We start from the raw sequence: 21,470 nt of genomic DNA, 5'->3' as shown, positions 1-21,470 counted from the left end.
CAAAAAAATATGCAGATGCCAAAAAGGCACTCCCCTGATTGGGAATGCCTTCATATTCGCTTTAACATGTTTTCGATGTAAAAGTTCACGTTGTATCTTAAGGACGAGGTGTGCTTGCGCCGTTAAGAATCAGCTTCGGATGGATATCTGCGCTGAGTGATGCAGAAACCGCGCAGTATTTCTCTTCGGCCATTTGGATGGCTTTCCAGATTCGGTAATCCGGGATATCGCCGTCTACTTTGAAAATCAAGTCGATGGACGTAAAACCTTTGGGCATCTCCTCGCTGCGTGTACCTTGCGCTTCAATCTCAATCGAATCGATCTTGTCCAGAAAAGCATCCAGAATCATCGTAATGTCGATTCCCATACAGCCGCCAAGCCCAGCGAGTAACAATTCCATCGGCGTAGCTCCTTGGCTGTCACCGCCATATGCCGCTGTGGCATCCATGCCTACCGCATACCCTGAAGGTCCTTCGGAGGTAAACGCGCGTTTTCCCTTCCATACTGTTGTTACATTCATGGTGTTTCCCTTCTTTCTATATAGTGTTTACACATACACTCCGATTACAGAATAACCTTCCCATCGCTGGGGAGCCTAAAATTCGGTAATCTGCCGCAGGAACTGGCGTGTGCGCTCTTGCTCCGGATGTTCGAAAAAAGCTACCGGGCTTGCTGTCTCCACAATGGAACCGTCCGCCATAAAGACAATTTTGTTCGCCACATTCCGGGCAAATTTCAGCTCATGTGTCACGACTAGCATCGTCATGCCTTCCTGCGCCAACTCCTTCATGACCGACAGCACCTCTCCGACCAGTTCGGGGTCAAGGGCTGAAGTCGGTTCGTCAAACAGCATCACTTCCGGCTCCATCGCCAGTGCCCGCGCAATCGCTACGCGCTGCTGCTGTCCACCTGATAAACGGGAAGGATAAGCGTCCTGCTTGTCCGACAGACCCACACGATCCAACAATAGCCGTCCGCGCTCGGCGGCTTCGTCCCGTTTTATTTTTTTCACCGTCACAAGACCTTCCATTACATTGCCAAGCACCGTCTTATGGGGATACAGGTTGAACTGCTGGAACACCATGCCGGTCTGACGACGAATCTCCAGCACCCTGGCACGCTGAACGCGCAGCGGATCTGCACTGTTCACCACAATGCCGTTCACTTCAATCTGTCCGCCGGACAACTGCTCTAACCCATTAAGACAGCGAAGCAGTGTACTTTTGCCTGAACCGCTAGGCCCTAGCAGGACAACAATATCTTTCGCATCAACGTGCATATCGATATTGGTGAGCACTTCATGATTTTGAAAACGTTTCGTTAATCCAGTTGTTGTAATCACCCGGTTCTCTCCCCCTTTAGTAAGCTCGGGCAAGCCGGCGCTCCACTTGTTCCAGAATGGCCGAGAAGCCGATACTCATAATCCAATAGATCACGCCGATTGCCAGATAAAATGGCATGTTCAGCGCATACTGCGACACCAGAAGCTGTGCAGAACGCAGCAACTCCGTAACGCCAATAGCCGCCACCAGTGATGTTTCCTTGAGCATACCAATAAAGGTATTGCCCATCGGTGGAATGGCAATGCGTACGGCTTGCGGGAAAATAATACGTCTCATCGCCTGAGCCGGCGTCATGCCCGTAGCGTATGCCGCTTCCGTTTGCCCTTTAGGCACCGCTTGAATCGCACCGCGGAACGTTTCCGATAGGAACGCCCCCGCGTTCAGACTGAGACCCAGACAAGCGGCCGTTAGTGACCCGAGAGTTACGCCGTAGTCTACAAGCCCGTAATAGATAACGAATAATTGCACGAGAAGCGGGGTTCCCCGCATGATGGATACATAAAATCTGGCGATCAGCCTTAACCACATCGGCCCTTTAAGCCGGGCAATAGCTACAAGCACCCCGATAATAAAGGCAAAAAACATGGAGATCACCGTAACATAAAGCGTATAATAAGCCCCCTTCAGAAAGAAGGGGATATTCTCGAATATCAGTTCCATGGATCAAACTTCCCTTCGCCTTGCTGGTTCATTATTGCGCAGGCTCTTCACCAAACCACTTTTTGAAAATGGTATTGTACGTGCCGTCATCCTTCATGCCTTTCAATGCATCGTTCAGTGCAGATACAAGCTCAGGGTTGTCCTTGCGTACTGCGATACCTGCCTGGTCACTCTTGATTGCTTCGCCAACAGCTTTAATTTTGAATCCATTGGCATCCACAATCGGTTTCAACGCATACAGGTTGTTGATCGTTGCATCGATCCGTCCTGCGTTCAGGTCTTTCAAGGATGAGATAACATCATCATACGTTTTGATTGTAAAATCTCCGACTTTGGGCAGCACTTCGTTACGCAGGTATGTTTCATCATTCGTGCCCAAACCTACACCGATCGTTTTGCCTTTGAAATCTTCCAGTTTCGTAATATCGTTGTTGTCTTCTTTGACAATGATTTTGACCTGGTTGGTGATGTACGGATCACTGAAATCCAGTACCTTTTTACGATCGTCCGTAATCGTCATTTGGCTGATAATCGCATCCAGCTTTTTCGCTTGCAAACTTGGTGTCAGACCCGAGAACTCCTGAGATACAAATTCAACCTTAACTCCGAGACGCTTCGCTACTTCACGTGCGATATCCGCATCAAATCCGTCCATTTCTTTCTTATCATTCAGGAAGTTATATGGACGATACGTACCCATCATACCGACTTTGATCACACCTGCTGATTTGATCTGTTCCAGTTCGTTGCCACCAGACTGTGCTGAATTGTTCGTATTGCCATTCTCTGCCGCTGGTTTGCTGCCGCAAGCACTTAGTACGAGCACAACCATGAGCAGAATTGCGGTGAAAGACCACCCTTTGCGAATTTTACTTCCATATGTGTTATTCATGACGTTAACTTCCTCTCATTCATCGTATGTTCTCTTGGTGATTCCATTATTCCCTGTGACTGGCTTAATCATGTGAAGAAGTGTGAATGTCTATCTATCTGCCTCTTTTGCCTGAAAAATAAAACCTTCGACCTTGCCGACTTTTATGTGCCGAGCAGGCCGTAAAACTCAAAACTCGCCGCTTCAGCTGCCAATTCAGCAGCATTCATCTCCGCGAACCGGCTGTGCAGTTCCTCTGAACCGAACAACCAGCGTGAGATCATACCCTCGATCATGCTAACAAGTAATGCCGCACGGAGGGGCACATTCATGTCTGCCGGCAACATCCCCAGTTCGATAGCTCGCTTCATGTTGTGGCGGAACGCTGTCTCCACCGCATTACGAGTCTCCTCAACCAGTCGCTGGACGGAATCTTCGGTCACAATACCTTTAAGTAACAACTCCATGAAATACCGGTTCTGTGCAGCAAAGGTGAACAAAGCAGTGAATAGCTTCTCCGATGCCCCTACCATATCCTCAACCGATCCGGCATCCTTACGGTATCCTTGCCCTATGGCTTCCAGTAGTTGCTCTCTACCTGTTAACAAAATCTCGGAGGCAATGGCTTCCTTACTTTTGAAGTGCCAATAAAAGGTTCCTTGGGCAACTCCGGCTTCGCGAACAATATCAGAGATTTTGGTCTGATGATACCCCTGGGTTGCGAAACGTTCCATCGCTATGCGAATAATTTGGTCCCGGCGTTCTTCTCCGGGTTCCAAACCGCTATGTTTAGCCATTCTTCAAACCCTCCCGATTGATCAGTCAGTCAGTTAATGTATATCCTATTGGATAACTCGGTTTTTGTCAATATAGTTTTAAACCATGGGTTACAAGCATAGAGTTGAAGTGAGGGACCATTCTGAGCATAATAGAGGATAGTCTTGTTCGAAAGAACAGACATCGTCATAGCAGGACAGGCCATATCGCTTGTCGTCTGCATCTCAAGGAGGAAGAGAATTGGACTTTATATCATCCATTATTATGGGCATCATCGAGGGTTTGACTGAGTTTTTGCCCGTGTCCTCTACCGGACACATGATTCTGACAGCTCACTTGCTGGGTCTATCAGAGGACAACGAGTCAGTCAAAACGTTTGAGGTGGTTGTCCAGCTTGGTGCTGTACTGGCTGTTGTTGTACTGTACTGGAACAAATTCATTGATATGTTTCGCTTCACTGGAGGCAAAAGGCCGTATTCCCGCCGCCTCAATCTGGGACATATTATTCTGGCGATGGTTCCTGCTGTCGTCATCGGACTCGTGTTCCGGGACTGGATCAAGGCTCACTTGTTTGGTCCGCAAACCGTACTGTACAGCCTTGTGATCGGTGGTATATTGATGATCGTAGCTGAACGCTGGAGCCATAAAGGCTCACGTATTACCACACATGACGTTGACGATATCACCTACAAACAGGCGTTTGCTGTGGGGATGTTTCAGATTTTGGCGTTGTGGCCAGGCTTCTCCCGTTCAGGCTCTACGATCTCGGGCGGCTTGTTTGCCGGAATCAGCCGGGTAGCTGCGGCAGAGTTCACCTTCCTCGTGTCCGTTCCAATCATGATTGGTGCCACGGGATATGACCTGTACAAAAGCATCGATCATCTGAATAGCGATGATTTTCTCATCTTTGCAATCGGCTTTATCGCTGCGTTCATCGTTGCCATGCTGGCAATCAAGACGTTCCTGTCCATTCTGAAAAGATTGAGTCTGACCGTCTTTGCTGTGTACCGTTTTGTTCTCGCAGCTGTATTTTTCGTGATCCTGATGATGTAATTCTTATCAACATCAAACAGATCAGTTGTATTAAACAGAAATAGCGGCTCTGCTTCCGTACGGAAGACAGTGCCGCTATTTTAGTATGTTTCATTATGTACATGTAATCATAGAAATTCTATAGCATATTTAAAAATTCGATGTTATTCCCATCGGCCAGCCTGTATGCTCCGCTGCCTTTTTCGCTCTTTAAGTCTCCCGAGCCATCGATATCTGTTCAACTTCTGTTTATGTAACATTTGCTTGACACCGATCATCAGTAAATGATATCTGCGGTCATTGTTATGGCTTAGCTGGTGCATTTCCTCCAAAATCTCTCTGCTCATGCGCCTCTTGTTCACTCCAATATTCAGTTTGTTCTATCAGTATAACGGAACAGTACTGAACAAATTCTAAACAAGATTTTTCCTGCTGCTGTCCAAACAATTGTAATGCCGTTTCCTCCTAGGAGAATCCATCACCATCAATCTGATTGCTGGACTGGTTGATTATTGCAAGCATTCTGCTTGTAAACCTCTAGTCAAAAAGAAGTAAACTTGTTAAACTGTAACGCCATCGAAGCGATTACAATTCAAAAACCCCTGCTTTGTCCTAAGACAGGCAGGGGTTTTGCTAAGCATCGGCTTACACTTTGGATTCAAGCGTCTCCAGATACTCAGAGATTTGTGCAGGTGTTTTTGCCCATTTGCTGTGAAGATGGGCAAGCTTTTGTCCATTTTGGAACACAAGCAGGCTTGGAATGCCACGTACACCGTTCTCTTCAGCAAATGGCTGGAACTTTTCCGCATCCAGTGCATAGAACGATTTGTCGCTATGCTGTTCCATAACGTCACCGATGAATCGATCCAGGTTTTTGCAGTCCGGACACCAGTTTGTATCAAATTTAATGACCGTTAAACCGTCGGAGTTAATCAGGTCGCGGTATTGCTGTTCACTTTGAATTCTTTCCATATAAGTTTCTCTCCTTATGTCGTTTTATTATTGGTTGTTCATTGGGGTAGAAATGGTTCATGGTTCAGGCTACTCATCTTGCTACAACTGTTGCCTGTCTTTATTGTACTTCAAATAGTTACATTTGAAAACAGGTAACCCTTCCTTCAGCGATGTTGCGTATAACGGTTGGCAGGACTCTGCTCCCTTATGGCCTGAATCTCGGCGGTAGTGAGCGGGGCTGACGAAGCAGCAGCAATGTTATGCAGCAATTGTGTTCTGGAGCTTGCCCCGGGCACGACAGCAGCAACAGCAGGGTGCGCAAGCGCATAACGGATTGCCGTCTGTGCCATACTGCGATCATCCGTGACCAGTCCGGCCAGACCTTGGCGAATATGATGCAACTGCTCTGGCGTATAGCCCAAATATCCTTTATCCGCCTTCGCTGTTCCTGATTCTGCCAGTACACCACTGGCAACCGGGCCGCGAGCGATGACGCTGATTTCTTTTTGCTCAAGTAAAGGTAATACGTCCTCTTCAGCCCGGCGATCCAACACACTGTATTGGTTCATCACGCTGACAATGGATGATTTCTCTACATACTCCCGAATCACGTTAGGACGAATGGAAGAGATGCCATAGTATCGGATAAGTCCTTCCTTCTTCAACTCCTCAAACGCTTCAATGGTCTCAGCGATTGGATCATCCAGCGTGCCTCCGTGCAATTGATACAGATCAATATAATCGGTCTGCAACCGTTTGAGGCTCTCCTGCACAGCCTGCTTGATATAGGCTTTGGACGGGTCCCATGACAGGCCTTCCTTGCCAGGAATACGGCGGTTCCCCACCTTCGTCGCCAGAATCACTTGATCCCGGCGCCCTTTGATCGCTTGTCCCACGATCTCTTCGTTCCGTCCAGCATCATACAGATCGGCTGTGTCCAGCAAGTTAACTCCCATATCCAGCGCTTCGTGAATCAGTTCCACCGCAGGTTTGACTTCCGTTCCAAGCGACATACAGCCCAGTCCGATCTCTCCCACCATTAATTCGGATGTGCCCAAACGATTGTTTCTCATGGTTATGTTCAAACGACCATTTTCCATAAGTGCATCTCCTCTCCATACGTTCTGCAAGTATCCATTGTATCATTCTTCCTGGAAAAAATCGCATAGGCGCTCAATGCCAATCACGTGCGGGCAGCATATCAGAAAAACCCGGAACAACCGTCCCAGGCTCTGTTAGTTATTTTATTACTTTTCACGATTACTTTTCACGGCCTTGCCTTAATTCTTCCACTCTCTGTTATTAACCTCCACCCGTGGGGTAGCGGTACGAGATGATGATCCGTTCTTTTTCACCATATTGGATACCGTGCTAATGACCTTGTCTCGGGCCTGCTTATTCCTCATTAAATACGTCACGCCAGCTCCAATCGCCGTCATGAGCAATTTGCGTTTCGACATGTAACTCTCCTCCTTCTGGATTCATGTACATCGTGTCTTGTTTGAGTTTTACCCGATCTAGCGCAAACGAAACGATCCCAAGGCTTGCCTTCGAAAAAATAAATCGTTTCCCCCATCAGGTACAACCCTGATGTCAGGTTCAGCAGTACAAAAAAGATGATTACCGAATGAACTAACATTCGGCAATCATCCTGATTCTTAAATATTGTGCTCCATTACGCGAACCTATATAAGCTATCTCATGATTTCTTTGACGCCATATAAACTTATTACGCATCATGTGATTTCCTACCGTTTAACGAGATGTTTGAGGTCTGCGGGTTCGTCATCAATCGGATGGTCGAGCTACGTGGCTCATCTCTTCGTGTTTGTAGGTGGAGCCATCGGCGGTCAGATAAAAATGACCGGTCGGGTGCAGATCTTCGTTCAACTCATAGACAAGCGGAATGCCGGTCGGGATGTTGAGCGCCATCACGTCTGCTTCGGACAATTGGTCCAGATGCATGACAAGTGAACGGAGCGTATTCCCATGCGCGGAGATCAGTACTCTTTTTCCCGCCGAAACCATCGGTTTAATCTCTGCATCCCAGTATTCCAGCACTCGTTTGGACGTATCCATCAAATTCTCGGTACGCGGGATCGTGCAGCCAAGGCGTTTGTACTTGTCCAGATCTTGCACATACCTGTCGTCATTCTCATCCAGAGGTGGTGGGGAAATGTTTATCGAACGTCTCCATTCATGAACCTGGTCTTCCCCGTATTTCAAAGCTGTTTGCTGCTTGTTCAGCCCTTGCAGCGCTCCATAGTGCCGCTCATTCAGCTTCCACGTCTTCTCAATGGGAATCCACATCAAGTCCATCTCATCCAGCGCAATATCCAGTGTACGAATGGAACGTTTTAATACCGAGGCATAGGCACAGTCAAAATCAAACCCCTGCTCTTTCAGGATTTTCCCGGCCTTGCGCGCTTCACCGTACCCATCCTCCGTCAGATCCACGTCCGTCCAACCGGTAAACCGGTTTTCCACGTTCCACATGCTCTGTCCATGGCGAATCAACACTATTCTGTACATCACGTGACCCTCCTTCCTTGGATACATTACCCTTAGAACCAGCGAACTTATACACCATTAGCCGCATGCATAATGAATGGATCCAGCTCATTCCAGGCCATTATCAGCTTAGTCAAAACAACATTCATCCCACGAAACATTGATGGTATGAAATGAAATCAATAATACGGTGCCATCATCAGGTAAACGACTACACCTGTAGAGCTGACATACAGCCAGATCGGCATAGTCCAGCGTGCAATTTTACGGTGCTTCTGCAACTGGTTTGTCCAGCCCCATACTAACGTAAATAGCGCAAGCGGCACGATCAGCGCAGCCAGAATACTGTGTGTAATCAAAATAAAGAAATAGATCGAACGAATGATACCCTCGCCGCCAAACTTGGACGTTTCCGGAGAAAGATAATGGAACGTCAGATACGTCACCAGGAACAGGAGCGTCGTTGAAAATGCCGCCAAAATAAAGCGCTTGTGCAGCTTGACGTTACGTTTAATGATCGCGATTAGCGCAGCAAGCAAAAAGATAAAGGTGAAGCTGTTAAACACGGCGTTAAAGCGCGGCAACACGGTAATGTCGAACGTCACCTCACCTTTGTAACCGATTGATGGTGCGAAGAACAATAACAAGATGATAACGTTAGCAAGAATGGAGATGGTAATAATAATACCTGCGAAATTTTTATTACTGGTCGGGGTCGCCCGATTGGACGTGTTCAGTTCCCCTGTATCCTTTTTAGCCAATGCAAAATCCTCCTCATATCCTAACTTTCTGTGTTCTATATCATTATATCGCGGCAATTCAGGGCTGTTAAGTGACAACACTCTGAACAAAAATAAGCTGCCTTTACGTATAAATGCCCGTTTAGAGCCTTTTTCATCCTTCTTCACCCCAGCCCTATTTTACCTGAGTCTGCAGATGTGGTATAATTAATTCACTTAATTACATACGCATCGACTATGGAGGAGCCTGTCACCAAGGGTCCCTCTTTGTCTTTTACAGGCATGGAACGGTAACTTGTTATCGTTGTTCCATGCCTTTTGTCTTTTCCAGGCTGGCTGGGACGGGTTGTTTCCCCCTGGAAAGGATATTCTAAGTACGTTGCGATCTGAGAGGAGAAATCGTCTGTGGAATTTATTTTAGCACTTGTCCTTATTTTGATTTTCACTAAACTGGCCGGTGATCTGTCTGTCCGGTTAGGTCAACCATCCGTGCTCGGAAAACTGATTGTGGGTGTTATTCTCGGGCCTGCCCTGCTGGGCTGGGTTGAAAAAACTGATTTTGTACATTACATGGCCGAGATCGGCGTATTGCTGCTCATGTTCATCGCCGGTCTGGAAACCGACCTGGAGCAATTAAAGAAGAACTGGAAGTCCGCTTTCGCTGTCGCGGTGGGCGGGGTTATTTTACCTTTTATCGGAGGATACGGTTCGGCTGTTGCCTTTGGCATGTCGCAGACACATGCGCTGTTCTTTGGTCTGTTATTCTGCGCCACATCCGTAAGCATTTCGGTGCAAACGTTGAAGGATATGGATCAGCTTAGTTCCCGTGAGGGCACAACCATTTTAGGGGCAGCCGTAGTCGATGATGTGCTCGTCGTTGTTCTGCTGGCGGTGATGATGAGTGTGCTTGGAACAGGTGGCGGAGACGTTTCGATTGGCTGGCTCATAGGTAAAAAGCTGTTGTTCTTTGTCATCATTATTGCAGCAAGCTGGCTGCTTGTACCACGGATTATGAAATGGATGGCTCCGCTGCGTGTAACGGAAACCGTGATTACGGCTGGACTCATCATCTGCTTTGGTTTCTCCTACTTCGCGGAATGGATGGGTGTTGCAGGGATTATCGGCGCATTTGCGGCGGGTATAGCCGTGTCTCAAACCGGCTTCAAACATGAGGTGGAGCAAAAGGTTGAACCGATTGCGTACAGCATCTTTGTGCCTGTCTTTTTCGTCAGCATCGGACTGAATGTAACCTTTGAGGGTGTTGGCTCACAGCTTGGTCTGATCGTTGTCATAAGCATCGTTGCCATTGTGACCAAGATTCTTGGCGGAGGAGTTGGTGCCCGGCTGACAGGTTTTGACCGTCCTTCTTCGATAGCTATTGGTGCGGGCATGATCTCCAGAGGCGAAGTTGCCCTTATTATTGCCTCGACTGGACTTGCGTCCGGTTTACTTGATGCTGAATATTTTACCAGCGTTGTGATCATGGTAATCGTCACCACACTGGTTACACCCCCACTGCTCAAAATCACGTTTGCCCGTAAGAAAGGGGAACAACGTGTGGAACAAGGGATTGAAGATTCACATCGGAACGAGTGAGCAGCAGACGCTAAGCGGGAGTAGCATCTAAACTGGGTCTGAGTTATACTTGGTTTAGTATTTGACCAGAACAGAATTGGTACAGAAACTTCAAAAAAATATACAAATCGAATGAAAATCTAATAAAATAAGTCACTACATCAGTGAATTATTAATCAGTTGAGTCGTGAAGCACACGCCGCTTTGTCCATTTTTCCAACCTCCCAATCATGGAGGCAGGAAAGATTGGGCAAAGCGGCTTTTTACATTTTTTTATCTAACTTGGTAAGGAGAATGTATCGTCATGAGCACAATAAATCAAAATTTTGATGAGGCATATGAAGAATGGATGAAAGCGCTGATCGCCAAGGAAACCAATCCAAGGGTTCGTTCGCGAATCGAACAGGGTCTTGAACACGGTACATTGGAGTTTTTGCGTTCCGTCTGGTTCCCCGTCATGAAAAATTTCAACCATCTGCATCCGGAATGGGAAGTTCGGGATTTTCACAACGGCTATCGCTACCTGGATCTTGCCTACTTACCAGGTAACGGTGTAAAGGGCGGTATTGAGATTCAGGGTTACGGGCCTCACGCCCGTGATCTGGATGTGAGACGTTTCAAAGATCTATGCTGGCGGCATTGTCTACTAACATTGGATGATTGGACTTTTCTTCCAATTGCTTATCTCTCCATCAAAGACGAGCCAAAACAGTGCCAGCAACTCGTGCTGGCTTTCATGGGGAAGTTTATGGCGGCAGATGCACCAGCATCCTTGAACTGGTTGGATGCTGAGGCCGTCCGGTATGCTAGACGTATAATTCGGCCGTTTACACCTCTGGAGCTCGCAACACATCTGCGTATCTCTGACGTCCACACAAGACGGGTTCTCCGCAGCCTGTTGGACCAACAAATAATATATGTCGCGAGCGGCAATCAGCGGTATCGAACTTATGCTCTACGAGCGTAAAACGAGTAAGTGTATGTGCCTCGGACGTGTCTCGAATGTGCAGTCTTAGTTCCTGAGTGCAGTGTTAGCACGTGTCCCACACATAGTGAATGTGATTCCGTGGTGCAGTGGTTGGACATACTTGGCAAACGTTGTCCCACGGCGTAGTAGTCGGAGGTGCTTGGCAAACGTTGTCCCACGGCGTAGTAGTCGGAGGTGCTTGGCAAACGTTGTCCCGCGGTGTAGTAGTCGGAGGTGCTTGGCAAACGTTGTCCCGCGGTGTAGTAGTCGGAGGTGCTTGGCAAACGTTGTCCCGCGGTGTAGTAGTCGGATGTGCTTGGCAAACGTTGTCCCGCGGTGTAATGATTGCATTTGATCCCGTAACCGTGGGTAGGTGGATGTAGCATCACAGTATTTATGTATTATATGATTACTTTCCCGTGGCTGATTTATGAGTGAATGTGGCTCCGATGTGTCACGTTACACGTGTCTTCTTAGGCGTGAACGTTTCTCCACAATGTTCTTAGGTACTCATACTCCCTATGTGCATTGCATATAACCAAATGTGACTCTCTGGTGGTACAGCCCGATCTGCCGCTGATGACTGAATATGGTCTCAAAGTGTTTTAGCTGTTGATTACGAAGCAGCCGCAGTCTTATGCGAAATTTATGAGCAGCAATTTTCTAACGATCACCAGAGACGCTATTTGGCGTATATTACACCTTTTTATTTTCTAACGATCTCAGGAGAGCTTATTTCGGTCATTTGGTGGGAAAACAGGTCTATTTCTTGTATTTTTGCTGAAATAAGCTCTCTGGTGATCGTTAGAATTCCAGACAGCTCAAAACCGTGCAAATAAGCTCATCTGTGATCGTTAGAATTATTGAGGAGGAGTTTTACATCTAATTGGTCTATTCCAGTGGCTCTCTCGTTGATTATTGAAATGGAATTGGCTTGTAATGGACTCGCTGTGAAGTTTGCTGATCTAGGGTGGGCTTAGCATAGAATAAAGACGGAATTGGTATAGTTCTGATGTGCTTTTGGTTTACTTCTTGGTTTGGTTCTAGTGTGCTTCTGGTTTGGTTCTTAGTGTGTTTCTTGGTGCGCTTATGGCGTACTTCCGATGTGCTTCTGATGCGCTGTTGATGTACTTTGGCGTGCTTGTAGATGGTTCTGGTTTGATTCTGGTTCGCATCTGATATGCTTCTGTCGTGCTTTGGCGTGATTCTAGTTGGGTTGCGGATTGGTTCTGGTGTGGTTCTTGCCTAGTTCTGGCTTGCTTGCTTCTGACATGCTGCTGATGTGCTTCTGGCCTAGTTCTGATGTGCTTCTGGTTTGGTTCTGGTGTGGCTCTGCTATTGCTGCTACTTTTCTCAGAAAATACACAGCAAAAAAAGACCATCTTAAACGTAAAGAGGTCTTCAATCCTAAGATGTATTTAGAAATTAGTCTGTCCGTCTGCCACTAAGGTTGTCCAATCTAGGTTAACACACCCACATAGAAACCAATCGAGATAAATACGACACACCAAGCAAAGGCACCAATACCGGATACAATAACATATCTGCTCATCGCCATACGGCTCATGCCGGAGAAGCAGCACATCAGATGACGAATACCTGGAATAAAATAACCGAGAATAATGGACCAGGATCCATATTTCAGAAACCATGTCTCCACCCTGCTGAATCGCTTGGCGTTTACGCCGATCCATTTGCCATATTTATCAAACAGAGGCCTGCCTGCTTTTCTGCCGATCGTATAACTCAACAGTCCTCCTGTAAACGCCCCGCCAAAGCTAACTAAAATGGACGCGGAATAATTCAGAACCGAGATGGAGGCGAGATAACCAACAAAGGTCATCAGCACCTCATCCGGAATTGGCATCCCAATGACACCAAGAGCGAGTATACCATATATTGCAAAATACCCATATTGACCAATAATCTCTTTAGCAATTTCCATAAGTGACTCGCTCCTTATTTCGGTTCCACAATATCCTTCTCATGAGAGGGCAGTATTTGCTTCAATGAAGGGAATCGGATTTGACTAACCATGAGACCGGATAACACAATAATAACGATATACGCTACACCTTGATTAAAATAAGGACTCCACAGGGCGAAGAAAGACATCAGCCCGCCTGCAAATGTAATTGGCATACCGACAAAACCGCTAACCGGTGTTTTCTGGCAGTTATAACGTGCAAGACGCAAAGCTCCACACACCGGGAATAGTGCCGTCAGTGCCATACCGATTATCCCAACTTCAGTCATCGAATTGAGGTACAAAATCAGCACGGGTGCTGTCCCGAAGGAGACTACATCGGCGAGGGAGTCTAGTGCCTTGCCAAATTCCCCTTCGCAATGTAGCTTGCGTGCTGCATATCCATCAAACAAATCAAAGAACATCGCAACCCATATCATGGTCACAGCCAAGGCAAACTCCCCATGAATCGCCATAATGACCGCAAGCATCCCCGAACTTAAATTCCCCAAGGTTAAAATGGATGGTAAAGACTTCATAAAATTTAACTTCCTTTCATACTAGGCTTTAGGAAATGTAATATAAAAACGTACGCCATCCGGTGTATTCTCCACACCATAACCACATCCGTGCAGATCCAGAATCTGTTTCGCAATGGCCAGGCCTAGCCCGGTCCCTCCCATTTTGCGATTGCGCGAGCGCTCTACACGATAGAATCTCTCCCATATATATTGACGTTCGTCCTCTGCTATGTGTTCGCCTTTATTTTCAATCGTGACGTGAACACAACCTTCGTGCCTGTTAATCTCAATCATTATATCGGTTTTCGGAACCGCGTGGCGTATAGCATTCATCATAATATTGTAAAATACTTGCTCCAGCTTGCTTCGATCCCCTTCAATGGTCTGCTCCGTTGTGGAGACCAGCACCACTTCAAGTCCTTTATCTTTCAACTGAGGCCCAAGACGCCCAGCAATATCTTCAATCATATCCGCCAGAGCAACCGCTCCGATATTCAGTTGAATCGCAGCAGATTCCAGTCTGACCAGATCCAGCATTTCCTCAACCATGGTTTCCATCTTGATGGCTTCGTCTACAATGACTTCAATATAGCGTTCCCGTTTGCTTTCGCTCACACCGTCTTTTAGCCCTTCGGAATAACCCTTGATAATACTGATCGGAGTCTTGAGTTCATGAGAAGCATCGGCAAAAAACTTACGCTGACGCTGTTCAATCTGCTGCTTCAATTCCATATCGGTACGCATCTGATCATTGGCCTGCTTAAGCTCTTCCAGCGTCTGCCCCAGTGTGCCTGATAAAGCATTCAGACTATCAGAAAGGCTTCCAATCTCATCCTTGCGCCGGATCGATGATCTCACCGTGAAATCCAGCGTGGACATCTTTTTCGCCACATGGTTCAAAGCGATTAAAGGCTTGGTTATGATTTTGGACAGTAACAGCGCGAGCAGCAGAATAAGTACAAAGGCACCTATACCAAAGTATCCATAAAATAAACGAGTAGCTTCATTCGCTTCCCGCACCTCCTGCAGGGAAGTGAGCGAGAAAATCAACTGCTGCTCCGCACCTGCACGGTGCACAGGAGCAATGGTAATGATATTACGCACTCCGCTCCAGCTTTCCGTCCATTCTTCATTAATCATTTTGCCATTAGACAGTTTTTGCTGATCTTCTGACGACAACGGGAATCGACTGTCCAGAGCCTGCACGAGCAGACCTTGTCTCTGACTCCAGGTAGAAAGGTCCGGCAGCACAACCTCCGTTAGAACTCCCGTCCATTCCTGCACAGGTAACAGCGATTCTTGAAAAGTTTCTGTGCCCCATGCAGCAGAAGCTGCATTTTGAATTTTGAAGGGATACACCGTAGGTTCTGTTTTTCCCTGATCGCTGGAAGACCCTTTTACGGTCAGCTTTTGTCCAAATTTGAGATGCGACCTGATCCAGCCTGCGTTTTCACTATTAATGAACAGCGACAACGATACCTTCACACGTTTGCCGTCTTCCTGAAGAAGCGTGATATGAAAGGGATCATCTACCAGCTTGCCTGTGTTCGTTAATATAATGAGATGGGACTGATTTTGTCGCATGAATCTACCCATTTCCTTCGCAAGCTGCATATCACTCCAGTGACTGTCAGAGTATTGCTGTTCAAACTTGGATAGCTTTTTTTTCATACTGGTAATCTTCTGATGCTGGTAAAAATCGGGGAACCAGATCAGCTGGGCAAGCACCGTTGTCCCATATAACAGGACCACAAATCCGGCCATGACCAGAAACAGCTTCATCGTTACGCCATTTCTTCTCATGCTTCTGCCTCAAAACGGTAGCCTGTGCCAATGACGGTACGAATGCACTTTGCTTCATCGCCCAGTTTACTACGGAGCTTCTTGATATGCGTATCTACCACACGGGAATCACCTTCAAAATCAAATCCCCATATCCGATTTAATATCGCTTCCCGGGATAAGACAATGCCAGCATTTCGAGCCAAATAGAGTAGCAGATCATACTCTTTTGGTGCAAGCTCTACCTCAATTCCGTTCCTCTCCAAACGTCTTGCCCAAGGATCGAGGGTAACTTCGCCAAAGCGAATGGCACCCTGCTCGCGCCCCACTGCACCTTCTACACGTTTCATCAGCGTCTCCGCTCGCGCAACCAGAACCCGGGGGCTGAACGGCTTGGTGACATAATCGTCTACGCCTAACTGGAATCCGTGAATCTTGTCATCATCCTCTGACCTTGCAGTGAGCATGATAATAGGTACGGCAGAAGTGGAGCGAATATGACCACATAATGTCCACCCATCCATTTCAGGCATTAATACATCCAGAATGACCAAATCCACCTGATGCAGAGCTAGCTGTTCCAGTGCCTGAACTCCATCCTCCGCTTCAATCACATTCCATTGTTCTTTTATAAAATAATCGGCCACAATCTCACGAATGCGGCTTTCGTCTTCTACCAGAAGCACGGTTCTGATCATGACCGACTCTCCTTCTCGATTTCTACACTTAATTTACCTGCCCCATGTGTCGTTCATGTGTCCTGGTATATCCAGATGAATCCAGTTTATACTCAGGAACCGGCTCCATCATATATACGATTAATATATACCAAAAGTTACTATTTTTTATCAAAATGAGCATAAAAAAAGCAGCCAACAGACAATATACGCTCTGTTGACCGCTCTTGAGATGTAATTCGGAATGTTTTTACCACAATCATATTCTGGTAACCTTTGATTAACGTTGATGCTCCAAACGATGTGCAACGTGCAGTGTAGGGCCAACAAAGCGGTTCAATGGGAACCCACCAGCAATCGCTTTGGTTACGAAAGCTTTACCTTCACGAACTGCCTCTTTCACGGAAAGACCACGAGCCAAACCGGCTGTAATTGCAGCAGATGTTGTGCATCCCGCACCATGTGTGTACCCGGAGCCGACAACATCAGCCTCGAACCACTCATAATTCGCCCCGTCATAGAGCAAGTCCATCGCTTTACCCGGGTTAATTACACCGCGATCCTTAATCAAAACATGTTTGGCACCATGAGCATGAATGGCGGCGGCTGCAGCTTCCATCTGTTCTTTGGAGCGAATCGGGCCACTCTTTGCCAATTGAGAAGCTTCGAACAGGTTTGGCGTTACGAGATCTGCACCTGGGAGCAAAAACTCAATCATGGCTTCCGTGTTTTCCGGCTGAAGTACTTCATCTGTACCTTTGCAAACCATAACCGGATCAATAACGATTTGTGGCAGACCACTGCGGCGAATATGTCTGGCAACAAGCTCGATGATATCCACTGAACCGAGCATGCCTGTCTTCATCGCATCAAAACCAATCCCGTCCAGAACGGTACGAAGCTGTGCTTCCACTACGTTCAACTCCACAGGAAAGACCTGGTGATCCCATGTCTCAGGTTCCATAGAAACAACCGTTGTAAGTACGGTCATCCCGTAGACACCCAATTCCTGGAATGTTTTCAAATCCGCTTGAATGCCTGCGCCACCGCTCGTATCCGAGCCAGCGATTGTTAATGTTTTTGGAATCGTCATGGTCTTTCTAATCTCCTTCGTGTCTCAGTTGACACTATCCTATCCCTTGTGGGTGCGGATGTCAATGGCATGTCAAGTCAAGCGGAGCATGGTTTTCAGCAAGAAACGAGTCATGTCTTCATTCCGATATTTGATCCGTAACAGATCTAGAAAAAAACTGACCAAGCAGACACTTGGACTTCAAGTGTGCTCCATCAGTTTTTAGGCGGTTATGCATGTTCACTGCGAATCCAGCACAATCCGATTGTACCCGATCCAGTATGAATGCTGACCACTGGAATAAACGGCATGATCTCTGTCTTCAAGCGAGGAAGCATTTCTGCGATCTGCTGTTTAATCGTATGGGCTTCATCATCATTGTTCGCATGCATAATACACACATGTTTAACCTTCTCCATGTCTTTCTTCAGCATATCGAGCATACGCTCTTTGGTACGTTTGAACGTCCGGATCTTCTCGTTTACCACCACTTTGCCTTCTTCAAACCGGAGCAACAGGTTTATTTTGAGCAGTTGGCTGATGATCAGCTGTGTTCCGCTCACACGTCCGCTACGGTGAAGATTCTGAAGACTGCCAGGGATCAGATAAAAAGACATGTTATCAATCATCTGTTCAATGCGGGTTTTAATCTCGGTAGCCGAGCATCCTTGCTTCTGCCATTCCAGGCCTTGCATAACCATCTCGCGAAGAGGATAGGCTCCTGCCTTTGAGTCAATTGCGGTAACCGTCACGCCTGCAATGTCCGCAGCCTGCATCGAGGTGTGGAGCGTTCCGCTAAGTTCCGTAGAGCAATGAATCGTAATAATCTCATCATACTTGTCCTTCAGTGACTCATACAGTTCAATAAATTCGCCAATCGGCGGCTGTGAACTGCTCGCGTGTGAAGAAGCTGCCAGTTTCTCATAAAAGGTATCCGACGAGATTTCCTCGGTTTCCCGGTAACATTCCTCGCCAAATACGATGCGCAGCGGCACGATATAGATATGATTTTGCTCCGCAAAAGCGGAATCGATTGTACTGGTGCTGTCGGTGACCCATGCAATTTTCTTCATGACATCCTTCTCTCTTGCCGGCTTTCGTGCTGGTATTCTACCAAACGTCAGGCACATGCCCGGCGGTTATTTTAAATTTGAATAAAAACAATTGTAAACGTTTGCGGTTTTACCTCTTGATTATAAAGGATTTGACCCCTACCTGTCTTGTGGCGCATTCATGAACAATCCTAAAATTCCAGTATTCTCTAAAAAAATGTCTTGCCTGTGAAGGGATAAATTGGTATGCTGTTGTCCTTCTCTCTTTTTCGCCTTGACTGAAGTGAACGGGTCCGCCGTTCAATCCACTTATCGGAGGTGTCATATGCTTTATTTTACGTTGGCTTCCAAAGCCTACGCCCGAAACCTGCACTACCGCGGGGCACACATGGTACATAACCTGGCAAGCGCCATGTTTGGTTACATGTACGCCTGTCTCTGGATCGGCATCGGGGCCGACCACCAGCTTGGAGAATACGGAGTTCAGGGGATGATCAGTTACATTGCGTTCACGCAAGCATCACTCTGGATTTCAGGCTTCCTGACCAATGGACTCGGCATTCCGCTTAGTGTCAGGACAGGGCAGATTGCACTGGATCTCATGCGTCCGGTACATCTGTTCACTCACCTGATGGCACGGGAATGGGGGCAGATCGCCTACCAGTTCGTGTACAAAAGCCTTCCAATTTATCTACTCTACTCCATCGTTTTTTCCCTGAAATGGCCTGCGGAGGCCGCCACAATAGGCTATGCCGTACTTGCACTTGCCGGCGCTGCATACTTGTCTATCTGCATGAACTATATCATCGGTGTCACATCCATGTGGACTACGGAGTCATCTTGGCTGCACTGGGCTAATCACGCCCTGATGAACTTATTGGCCGGTTTCTTCATCCCGCTGGAATGGCTGCCGGATTGGCTGGAACAACTAGCCTGGCTGTCCCCTTATCCTTTCTTGCTTTACGTCCCTACCCGAATTTACCTTGGTTTTGAAGATGGCTCCTTCCTGTGGGGAACCTTGCTTTGGTGTGTGTTCATGACCCTGCTCTGTCTTGCCATGACCAAAGTGTTACGTCGTAAAGTGGAGGTGCAGGGCGGATGAAGCCAATCTCATGGTTCCATTTATATAAAATACTCATTCGAACCAGCATCCGCAGCCGGATGCAGTACAAGTTCAATTTCGTGTTAGGGTCCATTCTCGCTGCACTCATTCAAATCTCCGAGTTTCTGATGGTTGCTCTAGTGCTCCACAAGTTCGGCGCAATCCAGGGTTGGTCGCTACATGAGATGGGTTATCTCTTTGCCATCATGACATTATCCAAAACGCTCTATCGTACATTCGGCAACGAGGTGCATCATCTGGAGAAATATTTGGTGGGTGGTGAGCTGGACCAACTGCTGACACGACCTATGCCTGTCCTGCTCGCACTGATGCCGCAGAATTTCCGCATCATGATTGGTGAAGTGCTTCAGGGCGGATCCATTCTTTGCTGGTCGCTGGCAGGTATGATGCACAGCGGGCAGATCGGCTGGACGGTTATTCCACTCTCCTTGTTCGTCATTGTGACCGGTGCCATCATTCTTTTTTCCATTGGACTCGCTACAGCGACTCTGGGTTTCTGGACAACACGTATTGAGGAACTACAGGTCATTACAGAAGATGCAGCCCGTACAGCAGCTCAATATCCGCTCACCCTCTATCCCAAATGGATGTCTGGTCTCCTGCTGACCGCCATCCCCGTCGGATTTGTAAACTATATTCCCTCTCTCTACCTGTTGCGCGGTGAAGGCGGCGCCTGGGTACTGGCAGTCATTGCTGCGGTGGCGGTGATATGTTTAGCCGCAAGTTTGCGGTTCTGGGCGTTCGGTATGACTAAATATCAAAGCACGGGTAGTTAAATGAATCAACGAAGGAGGCGAAATACACATGAATATGATTACAGCACGTAATCTGCAAAAACAATTCAAAACCCCTGTCGTGCGGGAAGGCCGCTTCTCAGGGGTACGCACCTTGTTTTCACGCCAGTATGTGACCAAAGAAGCGGTTCGTGATATCAGCTTTGATATCCGGCAAGGGGAATTTGTTGGTTACATCGGACCAAACGGGGCTGGCAAATCCACCACGATTAAAATGCTGACAGGCATTCTTCACCCCACCGAGGGTGAGGTACGACTTGGCGGAATGAATCCACATGAGGAACGACGCAGGACCGTCCGCAAGCTCGGCGTTGTCTTTGGTCAGCGAAGTCAGCTCTGGTGGGACTTACCTGTAAAAGATTCATATGATATTTTGGCAGAGATGTACTGTGTGAGTACGGAGGTCAAAAAGAAACGGCTGTCCCAGTTCGCTGAACTGCTGGATCTCGAATCCTTCTGGGCTACCCCGGTTCGCAAGCTCTCCCTAGGGCAACGCATGCGGGCAGATCTGGCGGCGGCCATGCTGCATGATCCTGAACTGCTTTTTCTCGATGAACCCACCATTGGACTCGACGTGAATGCAAAGCGAAATATTCGCCAGTTTTTGCGCACATTAAATGAAGAGTTTGGCAAAACCATTTTGCTCACCACCCACGACATGGATGATATCGAGCAGTTATGCAGCCGCGTCATGGTCATTAATCACGGACAGCTTACATATGACGGAACCATCGCCTCCCTTCGGGATACCATCGGTCTGCCTACACTGATCCGTGTCACCTTCCGTGGACGGGTTCAGCTGCCAGATGCATTGCCTTCCGCCATTCAGGTGACAAGTGTGGACAATCAGGTGCTCACTGCATTGGTGAACCGGAAGGAATGGCGTACGATGGACATTTTGAAGGAGCTGGAGCAGTGGGGAGAGATTGACGATATTGAGATGAAAGAACCGGACTTCGAGGATGTTATACACAAAGTCTATTGATTAGGGCGTGTCTGAAAACTCTGAAGAAAGCAGATTTTGCTGAATTTTCGCTCCAAGCAAGGAAGTTT

Annotated in this window: 23 protein-coding genes; 7 read left to right on the top strand and 16 right to left on the bottom strand. The window is 47.4% G+C overall.

The window, feature by feature from the left end; translation table 11 throughout:
- Positions 1–97 precede the first annotated feature (97 nt).
- The 5 genes from ACUTVW_RS22215 to ACUTVW_RS22195 form a co-directional block, all read right to left on the bottom strand.
- Positions 98–520: an OsmC family protein gene (locus ACUTVW_RS22215; protein ID WP_445647763.1), complete on the bottom strand. Its 423-nt coding sequence runs from the start codon at positions 518–520 to the stop codon at positions 98–100.
- A gap of 75 nt (positions 521–595) precedes the next feature.
- Positions 596–1,342, bottom strand: a complete 747-nt coding sequence (locus tag ACUTVW_RS22210) for an amino acid ABC transporter ATP-binding protein (RefSeq protein ID WP_445647762.1) — start codon at positions 1,340–1,342, stop codon at positions 596–598.
- A 16-nt stretch (positions 1,343–1,358) separates the two neighbouring features.
- On the bottom strand, positions 1,359–2,003 hold the full coding sequence (locus ACUTVW_RS22205; protein ID WP_123065900.1) for an amino acid ABC transporter permease: 645 nt from the start codon (positions 2,001–2,003) through the stop codon (positions 1,359–1,361).
- A 31-nt stretch (positions 2,004–2,034) separates the two neighbouring features.
- Positions 2,035–2,895 (bottom strand): transporter substrate-binding domain-containing protein, encoded by an 861-nt coding sequence (locus ACUTVW_RS22200; protein ID WP_445647761.1) that lies wholly within the window; start codon positions 2,893–2,895, stop codon positions 2,035–2,037.
- A gap of 143 nt (positions 2,896–3,038) precedes the next feature.
- Positions 3,039–3,671 carry a TetR/AcrR family transcriptional regulator gene (locus ACUTVW_RS22195; protein ID WP_445647760.1) on the bottom strand — a complete coding sequence of 211 codons (633 nt, stop codon included), beginning with the start codon at positions 3,669–3,671 and terminating at the stop codon, positions 3,039–3,041.
- 244 nt (positions 3,672–3,915) lie between these two features.
- Here ACUTVW_RS22195 and ACUTVW_RS22190 point away from each other — a divergent pair, with 244 nt between their 5' ends.
- A complete protein-coding gene (locus tag ACUTVW_RS22190; RefSeq protein WP_445647840.1) occupies positions 3,916–4,704 on the top strand; it encodes an undecaprenyl-diphosphate phosphatase in 789 nt (262 codons plus the stop codon).
- 624 nt (positions 4,705–5,328) lie between these two features.
- Here the strand turns inward: ACUTVW_RS22190 and ACUTVW_RS22185 are convergent.
- From ACUTVW_RS22185 to ACUTVW_RS22165, 5 genes are all read right to left on the bottom strand, one after another.
- The gene (locus ACUTVW_RS22185) at positions 5,329–5,655 is read right to left on the bottom strand and encodes a thioredoxin family protein (RefSeq protein WP_445647759.1); all 327 of its coding nucleotides are present in this window, start codon (positions 5,653–5,655) and stop codon (positions 5,329–5,331) included.
- A 146-nt stretch (positions 5,656–5,801) separates the two neighbouring features.
- On the bottom strand, positions 5,802–6,710 hold the full coding sequence (locus ACUTVW_RS22180; protein ID WP_445647839.1) for an aldo/keto reductase: 909 nt from the start codon (positions 6,708–6,710) through the stop codon (positions 5,802–5,804).
- A 207-nt stretch (positions 6,711–6,917) separates the two neighbouring features.
- Complete coding sequence (locus tag ACUTVW_RS22175) at positions 6,918–7,097, bottom strand: hypothetical protein (protein ID WP_434749363.1); 180 nt, start codon at positions 7,095–7,097, stop codon at positions 6,918–6,920.
- A gap of 328 nt (positions 7,098–7,425) precedes the next feature.
- Entirely contained in the window at positions 7,426–8,169 is a 744-nt protein-coding gene (gene gpmA / locus ACUTVW_RS22170) for a 2,3-diphosphoglycerate-dependent phosphoglycerate mutase (protein ID WP_445647758.1), read from the bottom strand.
- Between the two features lie 158 nt (positions 8,170–8,327).
- Positions 8,328–8,885 carry a DUF420 domain-containing protein gene (locus tag ACUTVW_RS22165; RefSeq protein ID WP_445647838.1) on the bottom strand — a complete coding sequence of 186 codons (558 nt, stop codon included), beginning with the start codon at positions 8,883–8,885 and terminating at the stop codon, positions 8,328–8,330.
- Between the two features lie 408 nt (positions 8,886–9,293).
- On the opposite strand from ACUTVW_RS22165, the gene ACUTVW_RS22160 reads away from it, so the two are divergent.
- From ACUTVW_RS22160 to ACUTVW_RS22150, 3 genes are all read left to right on the top strand, one after another.
- Entirely contained in the window at positions 9,294–10,484 is a 1,191-nt protein-coding gene (locus tag ACUTVW_RS22160) for a cation:proton antiporter (RefSeq protein ID WP_445647757.1), read from the top strand.
- A gap of 283 nt (positions 10,485–10,767) precedes the next feature.
- On the top strand, positions 10,768–11,430 hold the full coding sequence (locus tag ACUTVW_RS22155) for a transcriptional regulator (protein ID WP_445647756.1): 663 nt from the start codon (positions 10,768–10,770) through the stop codon (positions 11,428–11,430).
- A gap of 107 nt (positions 11,431–11,537) precedes the next feature.
- Positions 11,538–11,813 carry a hypothetical protein gene (locus tag ACUTVW_RS22150; protein ID WP_445647755.1) on the top strand — a complete coding sequence of 92 codons (276 nt, stop codon included), beginning with the start codon at positions 11,538–11,540 and terminating at the stop codon, positions 11,811–11,813.
- 1,076 nt (positions 11,814–12,889) lie between these two features.
- Here ACUTVW_RS22150 and ACUTVW_RS22145 read toward each other — a convergent pair.
- From ACUTVW_RS22145 to ACUTVW_RS22120, 6 genes are all read right to left on the bottom strand, one after another.
- A complete protein-coding gene (locus ACUTVW_RS22145) occupies positions 12,890–13,375 on the bottom strand; it encodes a DedA family protein (protein WP_445647754.1) in 486 nt (161 codons plus the stop codon).
- A 14-nt stretch (positions 13,376–13,389) separates the two neighbouring features.
- Positions 13,390–13,935 (bottom strand): CDP-diacylglycerol--serine O-phosphatidyltransferase, encoded by a 546-nt coding sequence (gene pssA / locus ACUTVW_RS22140; protein ID WP_445647753.1) that lies wholly within the window; start codon positions 13,933–13,935, stop codon positions 13,390–13,392.
- 21 nt (positions 13,936–13,956) lie between these two features.
- Positions 13,957–15,720, bottom strand: a complete 1,764-nt coding sequence (locus tag ACUTVW_RS22135; RefSeq protein ID WP_445647752.1) for a sensor histidine kinase — start codon at positions 15,718–15,720, stop codon at positions 13,957–13,959.
- Entirely contained in the window at positions 15,717–16,397 is a 681-nt protein-coding gene (locus ACUTVW_RS22130) for a response regulator transcription factor (RefSeq protein ID WP_434749356.1), read from the bottom strand. Before ACUTVW_RS22130 ends, ACUTVW_RS22135 begins: the two co-directional genes overlap by 4 nt.
- A gap of 259 nt (positions 16,398–16,656) precedes the next feature.
- Positions 16,657–17,469, bottom strand: coding sequence for a bifunctional hydroxymethylpyrimidine kinase/phosphomethylpyrimidine kinase (gene thiD, locus ACUTVW_RS22125; RefSeq protein ID WP_445647751.1), 813 nt, complete (start codon positions 17,467–17,469; stop codon positions 16,657–16,659).
- Positions 17,470–17,678: 209 nt separating this feature from the next.
- On the bottom strand, positions 17,679–18,521 hold the full coding sequence (locus ACUTVW_RS22120) for a DegV family protein (protein WP_445647750.1): 843 nt from the start codon (positions 18,519–18,521) through the stop codon (positions 17,679–17,681).
- A 304-nt stretch (positions 18,522–18,825) separates the two neighbouring features.
- On the opposite strand from ACUTVW_RS22120, the gene ACUTVW_RS22115 reads away from it, so the two are divergent.
- The 3 genes from ACUTVW_RS22115 to ACUTVW_RS22105 are packed head-to-tail and all read left to right on the top strand — an operon-like array spanning position 18,826 to position 21,402.
- On the top strand, positions 18,826–19,602 hold the full coding sequence (locus ACUTVW_RS22115; protein ID WP_445647749.1) for an ABC transporter permease: 777 nt from the start codon (positions 18,826–18,828) through the stop codon (positions 19,600–19,602).
- Positions 19,599–20,399 carry an ABC transporter permease gene (locus ACUTVW_RS22110; protein WP_445647748.1) on the top strand — a complete coding sequence of 267 codons (801 nt, stop codon included), beginning with the start codon at positions 19,599–19,601 and terminating at the stop codon, positions 20,397–20,399. Before ACUTVW_RS22115 ends, ACUTVW_RS22110 begins: the two co-directional genes overlap by 4 nt.
- Before the next feature lie 34 nt (positions 20,400–20,433).
- Complete coding sequence (locus ACUTVW_RS22105) at positions 20,434–21,402, top strand: ABC transporter ATP-binding protein (protein WP_445647837.1); 969 nt, start codon at positions 20,434–20,436, stop codon at positions 21,400–21,402.
- The last annotated feature ends 68 nt before the right edge of the window (positions 21,403–21,470 follow it).

This window comes from Paenibacillus sp. TSA_86.1, from assembly GCF_052691815.1.
The sequence above is the reverse complement of the archived record's forward strand: the minus strand, read 5'-3'. Positions and strand labels throughout refer to the sequence as shown.

Bases quoted from the DNA above. Each gene is read 5' to 3' on its own strand.
- ACUTVW_RS22215 (WP_445647763.1), bottom strand. From the start codon at position 520: ATGAATGTAACAACAGTATGGAAGGGAAAACGCGCGTTTACCTCCGAA.
- ACUTVW_RS22205 (WP_123065900.1), bottom strand. From the start codon at position 2,003: ATGGAACTGATATTCGAGAATATCCCCTTCTTTCTGAAGGGGGCTTAT.
- ACUTVW_RS22200 (WP_445647761.1), bottom strand. From the start codon at position 2,895: ATGAATAACACATATGGAAGTAAAATTCGCAAAGGGTGGTCTTTCACC.
- ACUTVW_RS22195 (WP_445647760.1), bottom strand. From the start codon at position 3,671: ATGGCTAAACATAGCGGTTTGGAACCCGGAGAAGAACGCCGGGACCAA.
- ACUTVW_RS22190 (WP_445647840.1), top strand. From the start codon at position 3,916: ATGGGCATCATCGAGGGTTTGACTGAGTTTTTGCCCGTGTCCTCTACC.
- ACUTVW_RS22185 (WP_445647759.1), bottom strand. From the start codon at position 5,655: ATGGAAAGAATTCAAAGTGAACAGCAATACCGCGACCTGATTAACTCC.
- ACUTVW_RS22180 (WP_445647839.1), bottom strand. From the start codon at position 6,710: ATGAGAAACAATCGTTTGGGCACATCCGAATTAATGGTGGGAGAGATC.
- ACUTVW_RS22175 (WP_434749363.1), bottom strand. From the start codon at position 7,097: ATGTCGAAACGCAAATTGCTCATGACGGCGATTGGAGCTGGCGTGACG.
- gpmA (WP_445647758.1), bottom strand. From the start codon at position 8,169: ATGTACAGAATAGTGTTGATTCGCCATGGACAGAGCATGTGGAACGTG.
- ACUTVW_RS22155 (WP_445647756.1), top strand. From the start codon at position 10,768: ATGAGCACAATAAATCAAAATTTTGATGAGGCATATGAAGAATGGATG.
- ACUTVW_RS22145 (WP_445647754.1), bottom strand. From the start codon at position 13,375: ATGGAAATTGCTAAAGAGATTATTGGTCAATATGGGTATTTTGCAATA.
- pssA (WP_445647753.1), bottom strand. From the start codon at position 13,935: ATGAAGTCTTTACCATCCATTTTAACCTTGGGGAATTTAAGTTCGGGG.
- ACUTVW_RS22135 (WP_445647752.1), bottom strand. From the start codon at position 15,720: ATGAGAAGAAATGGCGTAACGATGAAGCTGTTTCTGGTCATGGCCGGA.
- ACUTVW_RS22130 (WP_434749356.1), bottom strand. From the start codon at position 16,397: ATGATCAGAACCGTGCTTCTGGTAGAAGACGAAAGCCGCATTCGTGAG.
- thiD (WP_445647751.1), bottom strand. From the start codon at position 17,469: ATGACGATTCCAAAAACATTAACAATCGCTGGCTCGGATACGAGCGGT.
- ACUTVW_RS22120 (WP_445647750.1), bottom strand. From the start codon at position 18,521: ATGAAGAAAATTGCATGGGTCACCGACAGCACCAGTACAATCGATTCC.
- ACUTVW_RS22115 (WP_445647749.1), top strand. From the start codon at position 18,826: ATGCTTTATTTTACGTTGGCTTCCAAAGCCTACGCCCGAAACCTGCAC.
- ACUTVW_RS22110 (WP_445647748.1), top strand. From the start codon at position 19,599: ATGAAGCCAATCTCATGGTTCCATTTATATAAAATACTCATTCGAACC.
- ACUTVW_RS22105 (WP_445647837.1), top strand. From the start codon at position 20,434: ATGATTACAGCACGTAATCTGCAAAAACAATTCAAAACCCCTGTCGTG.